The organism is Jiangella asiatica (assembly GCF_004349065.1).
GTDB classification, from domain to species: Bacteria; Actinomycetota; Actinomycetes; order Jiangellales; family Jiangellaceae; genus Jiangella; species Jiangella asiatica.
On record NZ_SMKZ01000001.1, the window covers coordinates 260,295 to 280,006 of the forward strand.

General features: G+C 70.0%; 13 protein-coding genes. 9 read left to right on the forward strand and 4 right to left on the reverse strand.

All coding sequences use genetic code 11. The annotated features are described in order from the left end of the window. Positions 1 to 432: 432 nt before the first annotated feature. The 7 genes from E1269_RS01115 to E1269_RS01145 all read left to right on the forward strand — a co-directional run bounded on the left by E1269_RS01115 (position 433) and on the right by E1269_RS01145 (position 13,266). Entirely contained in the window at positions 433 to 1,824 is a 1,392-nt protein-coding gene (locus tag E1269_RS01115) for a glycosyltransferase family 2 protein (RefSeq protein WP_131890103.1), read from the forward strand. A 75-nt stretch (positions 1,825 to 1,899) separates the two neighbouring features. Further along, on the forward strand, positions 1,900 to 4,131 hold the full coding sequence (locus E1269_RS01120) for a glycosyltransferase (RefSeq protein ID WP_131890105.1): 2,232 nt from the start codon (positions 1,900 to 1,902) through the stop codon (positions 4,129 to 4,131). A gap of 92 nt (positions 4,132 to 4,223) precedes the next feature. Then, positions 4,224 to 4,946 (forward strand): MIP/aquaporin family protein, encoded by a 723-nt coding sequence (locus tag E1269_RS01125; RefSeq protein WP_162606165.1) that lies wholly within the window; start codon positions 4,224 to 4,226, stop codon positions 4,944 to 4,946. Positions 4,947 to 4,985: 39 nt separating this feature from the next. Then, positions 4,986 to 7,115, forward strand: a complete 2,130-nt coding sequence (locus tag E1269_RS01130; protein WP_131890109.1) for an acyltransferase family protein — start codon at positions 4,986 to 4,988, stop codon at positions 7,113 to 7,115. Between the two features lie 190 nt (positions 7,116 to 7,305). Continuing rightward, a complete protein-coding gene (locus E1269_RS01135) occupies positions 7,306 to 9,219 on the forward strand; it encodes a hypothetical protein (RefSeq protein ID WP_131890111.1) in 1,914 nt (637 codons plus the stop codon). 96 nt (positions 9,220 to 9,315) lie between these two features. Next, positions 9,316 to 11,238 carry a hypothetical protein gene (locus E1269_RS01140; RefSeq protein WP_131890113.1) on the forward strand — a complete coding sequence of 641 codons (1,923 nt, stop codon included), beginning with the start codon at positions 9,316 to 9,318 and terminating at the stop codon, positions 11,236 to 11,238. A gap of 117 nt (positions 11,239 to 11,355) precedes the next feature. Next, positions 11,356 to 13,266 (forward strand): hypothetical protein, encoded by a 1,911-nt coding sequence (locus tag E1269_RS01145; RefSeq protein ID WP_131890115.1) that lies wholly within the window; start codon positions 11,356 to 11,358, stop codon positions 13,264 to 13,266. A 61-nt stretch (positions 13,267 to 13,327) separates the two neighbouring features. Here E1269_RS01145 and E1269_RS01150 read toward each other — a convergent pair whose 3' ends face one another. Further along, positions 13,328 to 14,530, reverse strand: a complete 1,203-nt coding sequence (locus tag E1269_RS01150; RefSeq protein ID WP_131890117.1) for a hypothetical protein — start codon at positions 14,528 to 14,530, stop codon at positions 13,328 to 13,330. Between the two features lie 90 nt (positions 14,531 to 14,620). Between E1269_RS01150 and E1269_RS01155 the strand changes: the two genes are divergently transcribed. Continuing rightward, the gene (locus E1269_RS01155) at positions 14,621 to 14,932 is read left to right on the forward strand and encodes a hypothetical protein (protein WP_131890119.1); all 312 of its coding nucleotides are present in this window, start codon (positions 14,621 to 14,623) and stop codon (positions 14,930 to 14,932) included. A gap of 62 nt (positions 14,933 to 14,994) precedes the next feature. Here the strand turns inward: E1269_RS01155 and E1269_RS01160 are convergent, their stop codons facing one another. The 3 genes from E1269_RS01160 to E1269_RS01170 all read right to left on the reverse strand — a co-directional run bounded on the left by E1269_RS01160 (position 14,995) and on the right by E1269_RS01170 (position 18,726). Beyond that, positions 14,995 to 15,546 (reverse strand): hypothetical protein, encoded by a 552-nt coding sequence (locus E1269_RS01160; protein WP_131890121.1) that lies wholly within the window; start codon positions 15,544 to 15,546, stop codon positions 14,995 to 14,997. 1 nt (position 15,547) lies between these two features. Then, positions 15,548 to 17,725, reverse strand: coding sequence for a glycosyltransferase (locus tag E1269_RS32670; protein WP_203432680.1), 2,178 nt, complete (start codon positions 17,723 to 17,725; stop codon positions 15,548 to 15,550). A gap of 245 nt (positions 17,726 to 17,970) precedes the next feature. Continuing rightward, a complete protein-coding gene (locus E1269_RS01170; protein WP_131890123.1) occupies positions 17,971 to 18,726 on the reverse strand; it encodes a TIGR03089 family protein in 756 nt (251 codons plus the stop codon). A gap of 63 nt (positions 18,727 to 18,789) precedes the next feature. On the opposite strand from E1269_RS01170, the gene E1269_RS01175 reads away from it, so the two are divergent. Then, a complete protein-coding gene (locus E1269_RS01175; RefSeq protein WP_131890125.1) occupies positions 18,790 to 19,692 on the forward strand; it encodes a DNA-3-methyladenine glycosylase family protein in 903 nt (300 codons plus the stop codon). The last annotated feature ends 20 nt before the right edge of the window (positions 19,693 to 19,712 follow it).

A 19,712-nucleotide genomic window follows, 5' to 3' on the forward strand; every position in this document is an offset into this window, starting at 1 on the left:
CACGCTGTCACCGCGGCTCCCCGGCAGCACCAGTCGCAGCCGGAGGAAGCGGTGCCGGCCGCGGAACCCGCCGGTCGCGACCTCGGCGACTCCATCGAGCAGATCGGCGATCGGATCCGCACCACGGAGCAGCCGCCGGTGGTGCCCGCACGTCCGGGGCTCAGGGTCGCGGTCGCCGCCTCGCCGCGCATTGCCCGTGGACTGGCGTGGGAGTGGGAGCAGGTCGACCTGCGTCCCGGGGCGTGGAGCGGCGTCCTCGATGCGGCGGGCCTCGACGCCGTCCTCGTCGAGGTGCGTGGCCGGACGGTTCCGGGCTGGGGGCCGGCGCGAGGCGAACCGGCGCGGCTCGCGGCCGCGGCCAGGGCAGCGGGGATTCCCGTCGTCGTCTGGGTGACGGTGCCGTCGGCCGGTCAGGACGATGTCGACGACCTGGTGGCCGCCGCCGAGGTCGTCTTCCTCTCCGACGCGACGGCGGTGGAGACCTGGCGGAAGCGATGGCCCGGTGTCGCCGTAGACACTCTCGAGCCGGCCACCGCGCCGCGGCTGCACTCCCCGGTGCGAGGCGGCACCAGCTCTCGCCGGCTCGGTGACGCCGTGGTGGTCTGCGACGAAGCCGCGCTCGACACGGTGTCCAGGTCCGGCGTGGAGAGCCTGGTCGCCCCGGCGTTGACGGCCAGGGCGATGCCGGAGGTGCATGCCTGGCGGCCCACGGGCCGCGCCGGCTTCGACGGCAGCGAGGCGGTCCTGCCGCAGGCGGTGGGGTCGAGCCTGGTGGACGCCACGGTCGATGAACTCGCCGTCCCGATCGTCGACCACTATCGAGTGCTGATCGACGCCGCGCGGTGCTCGCCGGAGTCGACCTGGACCCTGCTGGACGCCGCCGCGGCGCAGACGGCGGTCGTCACTCTGCCTGAGTACCGAGCCGCACTGCCCGACGACCTGAGAGAGCATGTCGCCACCGCCGACGTTCCTGTCCAGTTCGGCCGGGAGATCATCGCCCGGCTCACGCAACCGGAGTTCAGCGACCGTGAAGCCCTCAAGCTGCAGCGTGCCGTCCTGGCGGGCCACACGTTCGGCCGGCGGGTCGACACGATCCTGGAGGCACTGGGCCGGCCAGTGCCGCCCCGCGACCGTTCGGTGTCCATCGTCGTGCCGACCAATCGCACACACGAGATCGACAACGTGTTGTCCAACGTCGCACGGCAGGCCGAGCGGGACATCGAGCTCATCCTCGTCCTCCACGGCCTGACCCTCGACCACGCCGATCTGCGAGCTCGGGCGGCGGCGGCCGGCGTCGATCGGCTCCAGTTGATCGATGCGGACGCGAGCCTGCCGCTCGGCACCCTGATGAATCTCGGTGTGGACGCGGCGAACGGTCGCTACACGGCGAAAATGGACGACGACAATCATTACGGGCGTCATTATTTGACCGACCTCGTCAATGCCTTCGCTAGCACAGATGCGGGCATCGTCGGCAAATGGGCCCACTATGTGTGGCTCCGGTCGGTCGATGCTGTCGTCTTGCGGTACGCCGGCTTTCAGAACCGCTATCATCGCCTGGTCCAAGGCGGATCGATCATGGCTGAGAGCGAGGTGGCCAAGGACCTGCGCTTCAGCGACATCCCCCGAGCGGTCGACACCGACTTCTTGAACCGTGCTTGGGCGGCGGGCGTGAAGACGTATTCGTCCGACAGGTTCAACTTCGTGAGCGTCCGGGGTACCGATCGTGAGTCACACACGTGGAAGGTCACGGACACGGAAATGATGATCGGAGGGGGCCAGGTGGCCTTCTATGGAGATCCGCGTGTCCATGTCGATGTGTGAAGCGAATGGTCAAGTGAGGTCGGCTCGGTTCGATACCATCGGCACGGACGCAACGGCAGATCCGAGGACACGCTGGTGAGTTGGCAGTTCAGTACGGTGACGCGCGGCGTGGCCGCCAAGCTCGCGCCTCGTGTACCGCCGACTCTGGGACCGTCCCTGTGGACGCGGTTCGTCGTCGAAGCCCGCATGGAGACCGCGCGCGACCTCGTGAAGACGGACCCGCGGTCCATGCTCCGGCTGATCGAACCCATCGCCGACCGCGCCGCCGACCGGGGCACGGCGTGGCGCCTCGTGGCGGCGGCCCACGAGCGGTGCGGAGACAATCACGAGGCGTTGGCCGCCGTGCGCCGCTCCATCGAAGCCGGCGAGCGCACCGTCACGACCGTTCTCATGCGACGCCGCCTGGCCCAGCGGGTCCAGCGCACCGACGAGGCGGCCGCGGCGCTGACCATGCTCCTGGAGGCTCCACCGCGCAACGGCAAGGAGCTGGGCCGGGCCGCCGACGCCCTCGCTGGTGCCGAGCCGGAGCTCATCCGCGCTTACGACGCCATGATCGCCGGCCAGCCGCGGCTGCGTAAGGCCAACCGAGATCGACTGGACGAGCTCCTCCACGAGATCCGGCTGGCCGAGGTGTATGCCGACGGAGCGGCCGAGTACCGGGCCGAGCTCGCCCGCGTCCTGGCCCACAGCACACGGCCGCTCCGCGTCGTGGTCCAGGCGCTCGTCCGGTGTCGCGCCTGGCACGAGGCCGCCCAGTTCATCGCGACGACGCCGCCCAACAGCGTCCTCATCGGCCCGCGAGGTGCCCGCGCGGGATTCCCGGCCGCCGAGGTGGGCCGGGCCGCGGCGCTCGCCCTCGCGGCCGGCAACGCCAACGCAGCGTCCGTCCTGGCCGCGCGCGCCCTGGTGGCGAAGCCGGACAACGCTGGATTCCGCGCCACCTTCGACAACGCGCGTGACCAGCTCTCTGTCGCGCGGCGCGGCTGGGTGTTCCCCGCCGACGGTGCCGCGTCAACGCCGTATGAGCCCGCGCCCAGGGCGGTGCTCTCGGTGCTCTCACAGTCGCTGCCCATCCGTTCCGGCGGCTACGCGACCAGGTCGCACGGCATCATCACGGCGCTGGCGTCGCGTGGCTGGCAGCTCCGGGCGGTCACCAGGCTCGGCTTCCCGTACGACCGGTGGAAGGCGTCGGACACCAGCACGGTGCCGGACGTGGACCACGTGGACGCGATCCCCTATCACCGCCTGCTCGAGGACGGCGTCCGGCAGTACCCGCAGTACCCGCTCGCCTCCTATGTCGACCGCTTCGAACGCGGCGTCCGACGGCTGGCGACCGAGCACCGCGCCAGCTTGATCCACGCCTCCAGCTTCTACGTGGCCGGGATGGCCGGGCTGACGGCCGCACGGCGGCTGGGGCTGCCGTTCGTCTACGAGATGCGCGGTCTGGAAGAGCTGATGAAGGTCTCCCGCGATCCCGCGTTCGAAGGATCGGACCGTCATCGGTTCCTCGACCGCCTGGAGACGGGCGTCGCCGCCGCTGCCGACCGGGTCTTCGTCATCACCGAGGCACTGGGGCGTGAGATGGCACGTCGCGGCGTGTCCGACGACAGGATCGTCGTGGTCCCCAACGGGGTGCACGTCGACCGCTTCCAACCCATGGAGCGCGACCGTGCCCTGGAAGCCGAGCTGGGGCTCGTGGGCAAGACCGTCATCGGATACGTCGGTGGTCTGGTCGACTACGAGGGACTGGACATCCTGCTCGAGGCGGTGGCCGGGCTCAAGGAGACTCGTGACGACATCCACGTCGTCATCGTGGGCGACGGGCCGTCGCAACGCATGGTCCACGAGCAGGCCGCGCGGTTGCGCCTCGGTGACATGGTGACGTTCACCGGGCGAGTGCCACATGATCAGGTGACGCGCTATCTCTCCCTGGTGGACATCGCGCCGTTCCCGCGGCTGCCGCTTCCGGTCTGCGAGCTGATCTCACCGATCAAGCCGTTCGAGTCGATGGCCATGGCCAAGGCCATCGTGGTCTCCGACGTGGCGGCCCTGACGGAGTTCGTCGACGACGGCGTGACGGGCAGAGTGTTCCGGAAGGGGGACCCCGACGATCTGCGCGGGGTCCTGGAGCAGCTGCTGGACGCGCCGCAGCAGCGACGAAAGCTCGGCCGGGCCGCGCGCGAGTGGGTGGTGCGCGAGCGGGACTGGGCCTCCGTGACGACCGTCGTCGATCAGGCCTACGGCGACATCCTCGGCGCCTCCGGTGCGGCTCGTGGTCGGGCCCAGGACGCCGAATCCGCGCGATAGAGTCCTCCGTGACAGGGTGGCGATCTCGAGATGAAGTGGGTGGGACTGCGGCACGGGCCGTGGCTGGCCATCCGACAGGAGTGATGTCGTCGATGAGTGACGCTTGGATCCGCAACGCAGTGGCGGAGGCGGTCGGTGCGTTCATACTGGTCACCAGCACCCTGCTGGTGGTCGGGGCGGGAGCGACCCCGCGGGCGCTCACTTACGGCCTGGTCGTCGTCGGTCTCGTCGTGGGGCTCGGCCACGTTTCGGGCGGGCACTTCAACCCGGCCATCACGCTCGCGATGCTCCTGGACCGCAAGATCGACGTTCTGGGTGCCGCGGCCTACTGGATCGCGCAGTTCGCCGGCGCCGCGCTCGGTGCTGTGACGGTGATGCTGACCACTGACCGCGAGGTTGTCGAGGCCGGCACGCCACGCATCGCCGACGCCATGGACGTCGGCGGTGCCATCGTCCTGGAAGCGATCTTCACGTTCGCGATCGTCCTGGTCGTCTTCTGCTCGGTGGTCGACGAGCGAGCGCCATTGTCGGCGTACCCGTTCGGGATCGGCATGACGGTCGCCGTTGGCGCGTTCGCCACCGACGCGCTGACCGGCGGGGCCCTGAACCCGGCGAAGGGCTTCGGGCCGGCGGTCGTCAGCGGCGAGTGGGACGCGGTGGCCGCCTGGCTGGCCGGTCCGATCATCGGTGCCGCGCTGGCCTGGGCGTTCTACCGGTTCGTGATCGCGCCGCCAGGAAACACCCCCGCCTTCGGCCGGCGTCGTCCCACCTACCCGGAGCCGGTGCCGCCACCAGGTCCGTCGCTGTTGCCGTGACGACGTCGGCAGAGTGATCGCCAGCTCCCGAGACTTGCCATGCCCGTAGCCACCGCCGTGCCCAATGCCCTTGCATCGCCTGCCGCTCCCGCGGCGACCTCGGTGTCCGGGGGCGGTCGTTCGACCGCGTCGGAAGGCCGGTTCCGCGGCGACATCCAAGGGCTGCGCGCCGTCGCCGTGCTGGGCGTGCTCGGCTTCCACGCCGGGGTGCCGTTCATGGCCGGCGGGTTCGTCGGCGTGGACGTGTTCTTCGTGATCTCCGGGTTCCTGATCACCGGGCTGATCCACCGCGAGGTCCTGCGGACGGGGCGGCTGAGTCTGGGACGGTTCTGGGCGCGGCGGGTGCGCCGGCTGCTCCCGGCCACCGCGGTGGTGCTGGGCGCGGTGGCGGTCATGACGATCATCGTGCTGCCGGTGACGCGCTGGGAGTCGGTCGCCTGGGACGTCGGAGCCAGCTCGCTCTACGTGGTCAACTGGCGCTTCGCCGACCAGTCGGTCAACTACCTGGTGGCCGACGATGCGCCGAGCCCGGTCCAGCACTTCTGGTCGCTGGCGGTCGAAGAGCAGTTCTACGTGCTCTGGCCGGTCCTGGTGCTGGTCCTGGTCTGGTTGCACCGGCGCTACCGGTTGCGGCTGACCGTGGTGCTGCTCGCCGGCATCGCGGCGATCGGCCTGCCGTCGCTGCTGTGGTCGGTGCACCTGACCGACGCCAACCCCGGCCAGGCGTACTTCGTCTCGACGACACGGCTGTGGGAGCTGGCGGTCGGTGCGGCGCTGGCGATCGTGGTGCATCGGTTGGAGCGGATGCCGGCGGCGTTGGCGCACCTGCTCGGCGCGCTGGGCCTGGCGGCGATCGTCCTCGCCGCGGCCCGCTTCGACGAGTCCACCCCGTTCCCGGGGACGGCCGCGCTGCTCCCGACGCTCGGCGCCGCGGCCGTGATCGCGGCTGGGGCGGCCCGGCGGCGCACCCTGGCGGGGCTGGTCCTCGACACCGCCCCGATGCGCGACATCGGGACGCTGTCGTACTCCCTGTACCTGTGGCACTGGCCGCTGCTGGTGGCCGCCGCGGTGATGTGGGGCGGTGACGACGGCACGCTGCCGCTGATCACCTCCGTCATGGTGGTCGGGTTCGCTGCCGTCCCGGCCTGGCTGACGTACCGGATGGTCGAGGCGCCTATCCACCACGCTGGAATGTTCGCGCGGTTCCCGCGGCGGGCCGCCGCGCTCGGCGTGGCGTGCACCGTCGTCGGCGTGGCCGCGGCGCTCGTCGTCGCCTTCTGCGTGCCCCGGCCGACATATGCCGGGGACGTCGACGCCCGCGGCGCCGCGGTCTTGGACGATGACCCAGCCAGCGATCCCGACGGCGAGCCGGTCGACTCCGTCGACGTCATGGTGCCGGACGTGCTCGCCGCACCCGACGACGTCGCGCAGCTGGACGGCCAGCCGTGCATCAGCGACGTCAAGGGCACCGACCTGGAGACGTGCACGTACGGTCCCGAGGACGCCGAGGTCACGATCGCCGTCGTGGGCGACTCGAAGATGCACCAGTGGCTGAACGCGATCGAGCTGATCGCCGAGGCACGCGACTGGCGCATCGTCACCTACCTGAAGAGCGCATGCCCGATGAGCACCCTCGAGATCGGGTTGGACGGCCAGCCCAACGCGTGGTGCAGCGAGTACAACGACGCGCGGATCGCGGAGCTGATGGGCGACGAGTCCGTCGACTACGTGCTGACCTCGCAGGTGTCCGGGTACGCGTTCGGCGACGCCCCGCGCGACGAGCGGCGGGACATGATGGCCGCCGACCTCCAGCGCATCTGGGCGGACCTGGAGGACGCCGGCCGCGACGTCATCGTCATGATCGACAATCCGAACCCGGAGGGCGACGTCATGGAGTGCGTCGCGGCCAACGAGGACAGCCTGACCGAGTGCGTCTTCTCCCGGGAGACAGGCGACCAGGCCGGCGGCTCACCGCCGCAGCTGGCCGCGCTCGCCGAGTCCGACGGCGTCGGATCGGTCGATCTGCGCGATTACATCTGCCCTGGTGACGAATGCCCGCCGGTCATCGGCGAGACGCTTGTCTACCGGCGCGGGTCGCACCTGACGGCGAGTTACGTCGAGTCCTTGACACCGCGTTTGGACGACGCTCTGACGGCGGCGATGGACTGACATGACCGAGAGTTTGCGCACTGGTCGCGGAACGGCGACCATAGTGACGCGGCATGTGAATGCTCCGCTAGAGTCCTCCCTGCTGGGGGCTCGTCGGCCACTTAGGGCACACCGACAACCGCGGCCCACTCGTGTGGAGCGAGAGGGGCCGCGGAGCGGGCTCCGCCATAGGTGACGACGAAGGAGCGACATGTATCCAGACGAAGGCGGTGGCGGTGAGTACACGTCCATCGACGTGGACGCGCTGGGTAGCGCGGTCGAGGACCTGGACGCCACGCTGACGGGTCTGAAGGACCACATCACCGGCCTGGAGAGCGACTTCGACTACTTCGGTGTCGACAAGTCCAACTTCAACAAGCTCATGGAGGCCAAGTCCGACCTCGAGAGCATCATGCCGGACATGCGTCGCCGGCACAGCCTCGCGGTGCAGCTGCTGGCCGAGCAGCAGAGCAACGGCTGGGCCGGCGACGGCGTTCTCAGCGTCCAGGGGACGGACATCCTCAACGACGACTTCGACTCGATCACGGATGCCCGGAACGCCGGCAGCGAGCTGGCCGAGCAGGTCAACAACGGCGAGGGCGAGATCCCTCCGGAGGTCTACGAGCAGCTCGAGCAGTACGGTCACGACCCCGACTTCGCCGAGGCGTTCATCAACGGGCTGTCGCCGGAGTCCCGTGGTTTGCTGATGATGGATGCGGACATCCAGGCCGAGGGCGGCGGTGGTGAGGACCCCAACGAAGGGCCGCAGCTCGCCGTCGCCGAGGTCTTCGCCACGGCCAGCTTCCGCATCGACTACGACACAGAGTTCTTCACCGAGATCACCCAGGCCCTGCAGGACATGGATCTTCCCGGCCCGAGCATCCGGACCATGGAGACGTTCCTGCCGCTCACGAACCACGGCAGCTGGGACCACGAGTCGCTGGCGGCGGCGGCCGAGGCCGCCACGTCCGGCGACACGAACGTCACCGGCATGGTGAACGCGAATATGTGGTCGGACCTGTGGAACGGCCTGGCCCGCAACCCGCGGGCCAGCGCGGAGTTCATGGCCGAGAACCAAGACGCCGTCTGGGAAGGCGCGCAGTTCGGGCAGTACGAGTCGCAGGAGGCGTTCGCGAACTTCATCGAGTCCGCCACCGTCGACGCCGGGCCGATCTACGCGCGGCTGCGGCTCTACGACGAGGACCTGCCGAACCTGGCCGAGCAGAACGCCGCCTTCCTCATCGAGAAGGTGGGCTCGCTCGAGGAGCCGTTCCCGTTCAACGACCACCTGCGCACCACCTTCGTGAACATCACCGAGGAGTACTGGGACGACCTCGCCTACAGCCTGACCCAGCCGGCCGGCGTCAGCGACAACCCGAACCGCGACGGCATCGAGGTCAGCGCGGATGCCTGGCAGGCGTTCGTCACCGAGGGCATGCGCAACCCCGAGGGCGCCGCTCGGCTGCACGAGATGATGAGCACCTGGTACCACGACCACATCGAGTCCAACGCGGGTGCGGAGAACGGCAACGAGCACTACTGGGACGACATGATGGCGCCGAACATGGCCGGCATGTTCTCCCAGTCGTGGGAGACCGTCCTCGCCGAGATCGAGGCAGACGAGGCGGCCCGCGAGGAGTTCATCACCTCGCTGGTCGATGCCGGCTTCCAGCTCATCCCGCCGAACCCGCAGACCATCATCGACATGGGCAAGGAAGCGTTCATCGGCGCGCTGAAGGACACGATCACGTCGGCCATCGTCGGCGCGACGGCGGGCGAGGGCCCGCCGGACCTCGACTACAGCTTCTCCGGGTCGCACCACACGTGGGTGCACACGGCCGTCTCGGAGTTCAACGCTCTGCAGGGTGAGGACGGGTTCCCGACCTACAACGACGGCGACGTCACGTGGGAGGCCGATCCGCACTTCTACGAGGAGCTCTACGGTGGCGACTTCACCGACGGCGACCGCATCATCGAGCCCTACACCGATACGGGGGAGAAGAACCCGAACTTCCCGTGGGACGACCCCGACGCGTTGCACGCGTTCAACCAGTGGCTGCAGGACCCTGCCATGCAGGTCTACCTGGGTGAGAACAAGCCCGGCTTGTTCACCACTCCGCGCTGATCCCGCCCGTAGGGATCGGTGTCGGGCACACCGGCGACCGCGGGCCCGCTCGGGTGGAGCGAGTGGGTCCGGGACAGGTGATGACGAAGGAGCGACATGTACCCGGACGACCAAGGCGGTGGCGGTGAGTACACGTCCATCGACGTGGACGCGCTCGGCAGTGCGGTCGAGGACCTCGACGCGACGCTGACCGGGCTGACCGATCACATCTCCGGCCTGGAGAGCGATTTCGACTACTTCGGTGTGGACAAGGCCAACTTCAACAACCTGATCGCGGCCAAGTCCGACCTCGAGAGCATCATGCCGGACATGCGCCGCCGGCACAGTCTGGCCGTACAGCTGCTGGCCCAGCAGCAGAGCACCGGCTGGGCCGGCGACGGCGTCCTCCGCGTCCAGAGCACGGACATCCTCAACGACGACTTCGCGTCCATCTCCGACGCCCAGGACGCCGGGCGCGAACTGGCAGAGCAGGTCAACAACGCCGAGGGCGACATCCCGCCGGAGGTCTACGAGCAACTGGAGCAATACGGTCACGACCCCGACTTCGCCGAGGCGTTCGTGAACGGCCTCGACCCGGAGGCCGCTGGACTCATGCTGGTCGAGGTCGACGAGCTGGCCAACGAGTACGGCGACGCGGCCGACGACGGGCCGCAGCTGGCGGTTGCCAACGTTTTCGCGACCGCCAGCTTCCGGATCGACTACGACGCGGAGTTCATCGGCGAGATGAACCAGGCCCTGCTCGACATGGGCGCCACGGAGGAGAGTATCCGACTGGTCGACCGGATCAGCGCGCTGACGCAGCACGGCAGCTGGGACCACGGGTCGCTGGCGGCGTTCGCCGACGCGGCGCTGCACGGCGACCACGACAGCGTCGGCACCGTCCACGACTGGGCCGACATCTACGCCGGCCTGGCGCGCAATCCGCGGGCCAGCGCGGAGTACATGGCCGAGCACGAGGACGAGGTGTGGGAGCAGCTGCAGGTCCGGGGCCCCACGACGGATGACGAGGACTACCAGGCCGCGTTCGCCGCGTTCATCGAGTCCGCCACCGTCGACGCCGGGCCGATCTACGCGCGGCTCGGGCTCTACGACGAGGATCTGCCGAACCTGGCCGAGCAGAACGCCGCGTTCCTCATCGGGCAGTTCGGCACGCTGGAGGAGCCGTTCCCGTTCTACGACACCTACCGGACCACGTTCGTGAACATCACCGAGGAGTACTGGGACGACCTCGTCTACAGCATGTCGCAGCCGGCTGGGGTGAGCGACAACCCGAACCGGGACGGCATCGAGGTCAGCGCGGATGCCTGGCAGGCGTTCGTCACCGAGGGCATGCGCAACCCCGAGGGTGCCGCTCGGCTGCACCAGATGGTGAGCAGCTGGTATCACGACCACATCGAGGGCGCCGCCGGCTCCGAGAACGGCTTGGAGCACTACTGGGACGACATGATGGCGCTGAACATGGCCGGAATGTTCTCTCAGTCGTGGGAGACCGTCCTCGCCGAGATCGAGGCAGACGAGGCGGCCAGGGCGGCATTCGTCCAGTCTCTCGTCGACGCCGGCTTCCAGCTCATCCCGCCGAACCCGCAGACCATCATCGACATGGCCAAGGACGAGTTCATCGGCGCGCTCAAGGACACGATCACGTCGGCGATCGTCGGCGCGACGGCGGGTGAAGGACCGCCCGATCTCGACTACAGCTTCTCCGGGTCGCACCACACGTGGGTGCACACGGCCGTCTCGGAGTTCAACGCTCTGCAGGGTGAGGACGGGTTCCCGACCTACAACGACGGCGACGTCACGTGGGAGGCCGACCCGCACTTCTACGAGGAGCTCTACGGCGGCGACTTCACCGACGGCGACCGCATCATCGAACCCTACGACGAATACGGGAACGAGAACCCCGACTTCCCGTGGGACGACCCCGACGCCCTGCACGCGTTCAACCAGTGGCTGCAGGACCCTGCCATGCAGGTCTACCTGGGTGAGAACAAGCCCGGCTTGTTCACCACTCCGCGCTGATCCCGGCCCACCGGGGTCGATGTCGATCATGTCGGGGACCATGGCTCACGCCTCGAAAAGGGGTGAGCTACGGTTCTTGGTTATCGGATATGTCATAGCTGATAACCAAGGAGTGGAATGAACAACCTCAACCCGGATGCGGGGGCGGAGTACACGTCCATCGACGTGGACGCGCTGGGTAGTGCGGTCGATGATCTCGACGCCACCCTGACGGGGCTCAAGGATCACATCTCGGGCCTGGAGAATGATTTCGACTATTTCGGTGTGGACAAGTCGAACTTCAACAAGCTCATGGAGGCCAAGTCCGACCTCGAGGGCATCATGCCGGACATGCGCCGGCGGCACAGCCTGGCCGTACAGCTGCTGGCCGAGCACCAGACCAACGGGCTGTCAGGCGACGGGGTGCTCAGCATCCAGGGCACGGACATCCTCAACGACGACTTCGACTCGATCTCCGACGCCCAGGAGGCCGGTCGCGAGCTGGCCGAGCAGTTCAACAACGCCGACGACGAGATCCCGCCGGAGTTCTATGAGCAGCTCGAGCAGTACGGTCACGATCCCGACTTCGCCGAGGCGTTCGTCAACGGCTTGACGCCGGCCTCCCGCGGCATGCTCCTGATCGAGGTGGACGACCAAGCGAACGAGTACGGCGACGAAGCGGACGACGGGCCGCAGCTTGCCGTCGCGAACGTCTTCGCCACCGCGAGCTTCCGCATCGACTACGACGCGGAGTTCATCAGCGAGATGAACGAAGCGCTGCTCGAGAACGGAACGGATGAAGGGATCCGGCTGGTCGACCGCATGAGCGCGCTCATGCAGCACGGCAGCTGGGACCACGGCTCGCTGACGGCCTTCGCCGAGGCGGCCCTGTACGGCGACCACGACACCGTCGGTGTCGTCGACAACTGGGCCGACATCTACGCCGGCCTCGCGCGCAATCCGCGGGCCAGCGCGGAGTTCATGGCCGAGCACCGCGACCAGGTGTGGGAGCAGATGCGGGTCGTCGGCTCGGAGAGCAGCCAGGATGAGTACCGCGCCGCCTACGCGGCGTTCGTCCAGTCCGCCACCATCGATGCGCGAAGCATCTACGCGCGACTCGGACTGTACGACGACAGTCAGGTCAACCTGGCCGAGCAGAACGCCGCCTTCATCATCGAGAAGGTCGGCACACTCGAGGAACCGTTCCCGTTCAGCGACCAGATGCGCACCACGTTCGTGAACATCACCGAGGAGTATTGGGACGACCTCGTCTACAGCATGTCGCAGCCTGCCGGGGTCAGCGACAACCCGAACCGGGCCGGCATCGAGATCGACCGCGACGCCTGGCACAACTTCGTCACCGAGGGCATGCGTGACCCTGACGGTGCCGCGCGGCTGCATCAGCTGATGAGCACCTGGTACCACGACCACATCGAGTCAAACGCCGGCGCGGAGAACGGCAACGAGCACTACTGGGACGACATGATGGCGCAGAACCTCGTCGGGATGTTCTCGTCCTCCTGGGAGACGGTCCTGGGCGAGATCGAGGCGGACGAGGCGGCCCGCGAGGAGTTCGTCGGGTCCCTCGTCGATGCCGGTTTCAACCTGATCCCGCCGGACCGCCAGGCCATCATCGACATGGCCACGACCCCGTTCATCGACGCGCTCAAGAACACGATCACGTCGGCGATCGTCGGCGGTGGCGAGAACCCGCCCGAGTTCGACTACAGCTTCGCCGGGGCGCACCACACCTGGGTGCACACGGCGGTGTCGGAGTACAACGCGGTCCAGGACGAGGGGTTCCCCACCTACGACGACGGCATGGTCACGTGGGAGGCCGATCCGCACTTCTACGAGGAGCTCTACGGCGGCGACTTCACCAACGGCGACCGCATCATCGAGCCGTACGACGAGCTGGGCAACGAGAACCCGGACTTCCCGTGGGACGACCCCGACGCGTTGCACGCGTTCAACCAGTGGTTGCAGGACCCCGCCATGCAGGTCTACCTGGGTGAGAACAACCACGGGAGCTTCACCACACCGCGCTGATCCCCCGCCGGTCGGGGCCGGCGTCGATCACGCCGGCCCCGGCATTACCTCGGTGGCGATCTCAGTCCGGCAGGTCGATGAGGACGATGATCTGGTCGTCCTCCCCGGTGGCGCCGACGGCGATGGTGTCGTCGTCGAGCCACGTCGCCGGCCCCCCGAACACCGCGGCGACGGAGGTCTGGCCGTCGGGCGCGACGTAGAGCGTCGGATGCGAGGTCTGCTCGTTGCCCGCGGCGGCGTCGGCGATGGCCTGCGCCTGGTCGCTGCCGTCCTCGACCTGCCAGGCATAGGCGCCTTCGTCCCAGCCGGTGATGGGGTCGGTGCTGGCCAGGATGCCGCCGTCGGCGTTGGCCGCCAACGTGAGGAGCGGGACGCCGGGGCGGTAGTCGACGCTCCGCGCGTCGGTGGCGTCGCTGAACGGCCCGTCCTCCGTCGCCGGGGGCAGCTCGCCCCCGCCGCCCAGCACCACCGTCGCCGTGCCGTCCTGGACGGTGTACACGCTCTGCGGGGTCTGCACGATCACCTGGTCGTCGGGGCCGGCCGCGATGGCCGTCTCGGTGAACAGCGTGAGGTCCGACGCCGCCGTGCCGTCCTCGGGGAAGAACACCGCGTCATCCTCGCCGTCGGCCACGGAACCGTCGGCGTCAGGGTTCGGCCGGCCGGCGACGGTGGCCAGCTCACCGCCGTCCTCGACGCGGCGCACGACGTAACCGGCGTCCGGGCCGACCGGGTCGACCCGCTCGACGAACAGCAGCCGGCCCTCGGAGTCGACGGCGATGTCGCTGACGTAGCCGAGCTCGGCCGCCGCGGCCGGTTCGCCGTCCGGCGTGACCGGACCGGGTGTATCGATCGAGGGCGCTGGGATGCCCGCGGCCGGCACCAGCTCGCCGTCGGACAGCTCGTAGACGACGGCCTCGCCGGCCTCCTGCCCCTGCTCGTCCGGAAGCACGAACACGCGGCCGTCCGGCGCGGCGGCGATCTCCTGCACCGAGCCATCGTCGAGCTGGAGCTCCGTGGACCGGACGGCACCGTCGGAGCTGATCTCGACGACGACGTCGAAGCCGTTGACGCCCCACAGCGTGCCGTTGCCGTCGGAGGTGAGCCGCACGATCGAGAAGGGCAATGAGGCGTCGGCGCCGGACCCGTCGGGCTGGTCGCCGCCGCCGGCCAGGAGGCGCACCTCGGCACCGTCGTCGTCGGATGAGCAGGCCGACGCCACCGTCAGCGCGAGGACCGTTCCAATGACTATCTTCCTGGTTCGCACTGAGTCACCCTAACCGTCGGCATCGCTCCGGCATTCGAAGCGACATGTTAGCCTCACCGTGGTGGTGACTGGACTCGAAAGCAGGTAGTGATGGGTGACGACGTCAACATGGTGCCCAACCCCTACATCTCCGCGATGGAGGGGCTTGTGACTCGTACCGAGAATGCGGTGGCGGACACGCCGAACATGGACGCGCCGACGGAGTCCATCGGCGAAGGACCGGCGTGGAGCGGCTCCAAGGCTCGGCAGATCCACGACGACTACCTCTCGCCCAACGCCGGGCCGGTGAAGACCGCCCTCAACCAGCTGGTGGGCGACGTCGAGGAGAAGAAGGGCGAGCTCGACCCGGAGGTGCCCGAGGGCACCGCCCGGGCGATGCGCTACGACCTGCAGATGCGCTGAGCGGTCCTCCGGCGCGGCGCCAGGGCACTGCGCGGCGCCGGAGGTTCCAGCGTGCTGCCGGCTCAGCGGTGCGGGCTCAGCCCGGCCAGGAGCTGTCGCTCCGTCCGGCCGAGCCCGTCCGGTCCCACGATCAACGACGCCGTGCTGCGGTAGGTCGTGAAGATCGCGCCGAGGGTAACGCGCACGTACTCGTCCCACGGCTGCGCCGGGTCGGTCCACGAGTCCTCGGCGATCAGCAGCTCCGCCGGGTAGCCGTACCCACGGGCGGCCGCCAGCGCGGGCGTGTCCATGACCACCACCGGCCGGAAGCCGGCCGTGAGCACCTGCAGCTCGGCGAGCTGGTCGACCACCTCGCGCACCCGGTCGGTCGGTAGCCCGACCATCATCACGACGACGACGGGGAGCCGCTCGGCGCCGACCCCGGCCAGCAGGCTTCCCGGCGTCACGTCCAGCGGCGTGTGCTGCTTGGAGTCCACGGCGAACAGCCGGTGCACGACCGCGCGGGCGGTCACGCTGTCGCGGATGCGCGGAACCACGGTGCGTCGCGCGTAGCGGTAGCCCGGAATCCGGCGCACGTGGCGCATCACCCGGCGGGGTTTGCGTCGGTCGGCCATGTCACCCCTCCTGGGCGAGGGTCGTGAGCGCCCGGGCCGCTTCGGCGGCGCCGTTGCCCGGGTCGGCGTCGGCCACCCGCTTCACCATCTGTTCGCCGCGGTCGAGCAGGTCGGCAAGCAGCGGCGTGGCCTGGTCGATGGTGACGACGTCGAGAGCGTGCGACCAGCCCTGCTGGGCCGCGTAGTGCGCCCGGCCCTCCTGGTCGTCCAGCGCGGTCGAGCGGTTCGGCACGAACAGCGTCGGCACGCCGAAGCGCAGCAGCTCGTGGAAGGAGTTGTAGCCGGTGGCGCTGACGGCCAGGTCGAACGCGTGGTACCGGCGCGACAGCGGGAACTCGCGCACCACGTGCACGTCGTCCAGGCGGCCATGCTGGGTGGCGATCTCCGGCCTCGTGACGCACACCTCGACGCCCAGGTCACGCAGGGCGGCGACGACGGCGCCGAGGTCGCCGCTGGTGTCGTTGATGTTGCCGGCGCCGAGTGACACCAGCGCCAGCTGCACCGCGGGGTCGAGGCCGAGGGCGGTGCGGGCCTGCGCCTTCGAGTCGAGGTCGTCGCGGTCCAGGACCGTCACCGGGCCGACGCGGTGCGCCGTCGCCGTCGTCGTGACCCCTTGGTCGGCCGGGGCGGCGAGCTCGCCCGGCTCGATGACCAGGTCGAACCACGAGGCCTTGGCCAGCTGCTCGCGGTTCATGCCGGCCCGCCACATGCCCCGTCGCGACCACACCCACCGCACCTCCGGGTACGCCGAGCGGACCAGCGAGATGCCCTCGTAGGGCCAGGTGCCGTCGAAGACGACGACCGACGGACGGATGCGCTCGATGGTGGCCGACAACCGGGTGGCGAAGTACTTGTGCCAGCGGGCCGGCTCCAGCCCGGTGGCGCTGGCGGAGGGCAGGTACTCGAAGGGGTGGCCGAAGTTCGCGACCACCGGCGCGGCCTGCGACAGCGAGAAGAAGTGTGCCTTCAGAGCCGGGGCCGACCGCTGCGCGTAGGCGAGCAGCCTGGTCAGGTGCCCCATGCCGGCGCCGTTGCTGCTGACGAAAAGGGCGCGGCGGGTCGCCGTCGTGGAGCTCGGTGTCTTCGCTGGCGCCATCGTCGTCGCCGGAGTGCCGGCCGGCGGCCCGACGAGCCGGCGCAGCCGCTCGACGTGCGCCTCGTGGCCGAACCGCGCCCGCGCCGCGCTCCGGGCCCGCTCGACTTGGGCGTCGTAGCCGGCACGGTCGGCGTACAAGGCGTCGACGACACCGCGCACCTCGTGCGGCTCGGCGTAGATGGCGGCGTCACCGAAGACCCGCTCGAAGTGCGGCGGCAGGACAGCCGGCACGCCGGTGGCCAGCGCCTCCAGGATGGTGCGACCGAACGCCTCGACCCAGCGCGGGTTGTGGAAGTAGACGAAGAAGTCGAGCGAGGCGAGGAATTCGCGCGGCGGCAGCGCACCGAACTCCAGAACGTCCCAGCTGTCGGGCAGCGCGCCGAGCAGGTGCTCGGCCGGCCCGGCACCGCCGAGCACGCGCACTGTCCACGATCCGTCGACGGGGTAGACCGCGCGCAGGGTGGCGGCGTCGGCCGGCCACTTCTGCGGCGACGACCGGCTGTGGCGGCCGACGACGGGGCGTTGGCCTCGTGGGCCGGTACGGTCCGTGGCCCACACGTCGACGTCGATGATGTTGACCCAGTCGGTCTCGGTCACCGCGTGGTCGGGGACCCGCCCGGCGATGGCGTCACGGACCAGCGGCCCGATGGGCGCCCAGACGGGCTCGTGGCCGAAACGGTGGCGGGCGATCTCGTGCACGGCCTCGGGGCGGTAGTGCTCGTGGCCGTCGATGTCATAGGGCGCGGCGTTGGCGACGATGACGACGTGGTCGGCGTCGACGGGGGGCAGTTGGGCCGCGGCGTGCTGCAGGACCGCCGGGTGCCGGACGACGACGACCTTGGCGCGCACCGGCGCCGAGCCGACGAACAGTCTGGCCCGGCCGGCCTCGACCGCCCGCCGGATGAGCCGGTTCACCGGAGCGACCTTCGCCACGAGAGGCCCGTTGAGGCTGATCAGCCCGGTCGTGTAGCCGGCACGGGCCTGCGCGGTGATCTCCTCGGCGACGCTGTGCGACGTGCCGCCGGGAAAGCGCAGATCCGAGACGTCGAGGACGTCGACCTCTCGCGCGTCGTGTGCGGGCATGGTTCCAGATGGTGCCACACCCGGGGGGTGAGCCACCTGCCGAGGCCGCGGCCGCCCGGGCAACTCGGTGGCGGATACTCGCGTGGGTTGCTCGTACCCGGATTTGTTGCCGATACTCGGCCGTTCGCCGCGGCATGAGCAAGAAATTCGAGTACGAGCACGAAACGCGCGGGTTGGGATCTCGCCGTAGACCCGGAACGCCTGGTGTGGCGGGTGATCGTGGCGTGCCCAGCCCGAGCGCCGGATCAGCCGAGTGACCCGGGCGGTGCGGGGGTCACGGTCACGCGCTCGGCGGCGACGCGGGCGGTCCGGCCGTTCGGGTCCTCGTTGCGGACCAAGACGGCCGAGCCGCCCACCGCCAGCGGCACCAGCAGGGCGTCCAGCAGCGCGACGCCCAGGTTGTCGGTGGCCGCGAGCAGGCGGCCGCCGGCACCGGTGCCGAGCTGCTCCGCGCGCTGGCGGGCGCGCTCGACCAGCCCGGCGAGGGTCTGCGTCGTCCCGGGGTGATCCAGGCCGAGCTCGGTGGGCGCCGGCGGCACGATCGGCACGAAACGGTCCGGGTAGCCCGGCACCTCGACGGCATAGTCGAGCACACCGCCGGGCAGCGGCGTAGTGAAGCGTCCACCCAGCGGTCGCAGCGCCAGCGCCACCACCTCGCCCGGGCGGCCGGCGGTGTCCAGCCCACCCAGGGCGTCGGGCCCCGCGACCGTCACCCGGACGTCGTCGACGTCGTCGAGCACCACGCACGCCCCCACCGTCCAGCATGCGCACGCCCAGGCCAGCGCCTGCCAGTGGGCCGGCAGCAGCAGGCTCACACGGTTGCCGGGCTCCACATCCAGCCCGTCGGTGAGCAGACCGGCGGTCTTGGACACCCAGTTGTCGAAGGTGGTGGTCGAGAGCTCCACGCGCTCGCCGGTGGCGTCGTCATAGAACGTCAGCAGTGGCCGCGAGCCGTCCCGGCGGACCTCGGTGCGCAGCAGCTCTGCCGGGGTGTCGGTCATGGCTCAGCAGCCTAGGGCGTGGCCGGTGAGGTTGTCGGGCCGGCGTGCTTGACTGGCGGAGTGATGAGCAGGACGTGGCGGCCGCGGCACCCGGTCGACGTGCTCGCCACGCTGGCCGCCCATCAGCGTGGGCCGTACGACCCGGCCTTCCAGCTCGACACCGACGGCCGGGTGTGGCGCACCTGCCGGCCCGCCGGCGAGGCGGCGACGGTGTGCCTGCGGGTCAGTGCCGGCGAGGTGACGGCCACGGCGTGGGGTTCCGGCGCCGAGGCCGCGCTCCACGCCGTCCCCGACTGGCTCGGCGAGCACGACGACCCCACCGGCTTCCGGCCCGAGCACCCGGTGCTGCGCGAGGCGTACCGCCGCCACCCCGGCACGCTGGTCGGGCGCACCGGGCTGCTCATGGAGGCGCTGGTGCCGGCCATCCTCGAGCAGAAGGTCACCGGCACCGAGGCCTACCGCGGCTGGATGCGGCTGCTGCGCCGCTACGGCGAGCCCGCGCCCGGCCCGGCACCGGCGCGGATGCGCGTCGTCCCGCCGCCCGAGCGCTGGGCCCGCATCCCGTCCTGGGACTGGCACCGCGCCGGTGTGGGGCCGCAGCGGTCGCGCACCATCGTGACCGCCGCACGGCACGCCGCCCGCCTCGAGGAGACCGTGCTGATGTCCAGCGCCGACGCCGACCGCCGGCTGCGTGCCATCCCCGGCATCGGCGTCTGGACGTCGGCGGAGGTCCGCCAACGCGTCTTCGGCGACCCCGACGCCGTCTCCGTCGGCGACTACGGCCTGCCGCACGTGGTCGCGTACGCCCTGACGGGGGAGCGGCGCGGCAGCGACGAGCTCATGCTCGAGCTCCTCGAGCCGTACCGCGGTCACCGCCACCGCGCCTGCATCCTGCTGATGCGCGCCGGCCTGGGGCCGCCGCGCCGCGGACCGCGTGCCCCGGTGCGCGACTACCGCGCCATCTGACGTGGTCACCGTCCGTGCCC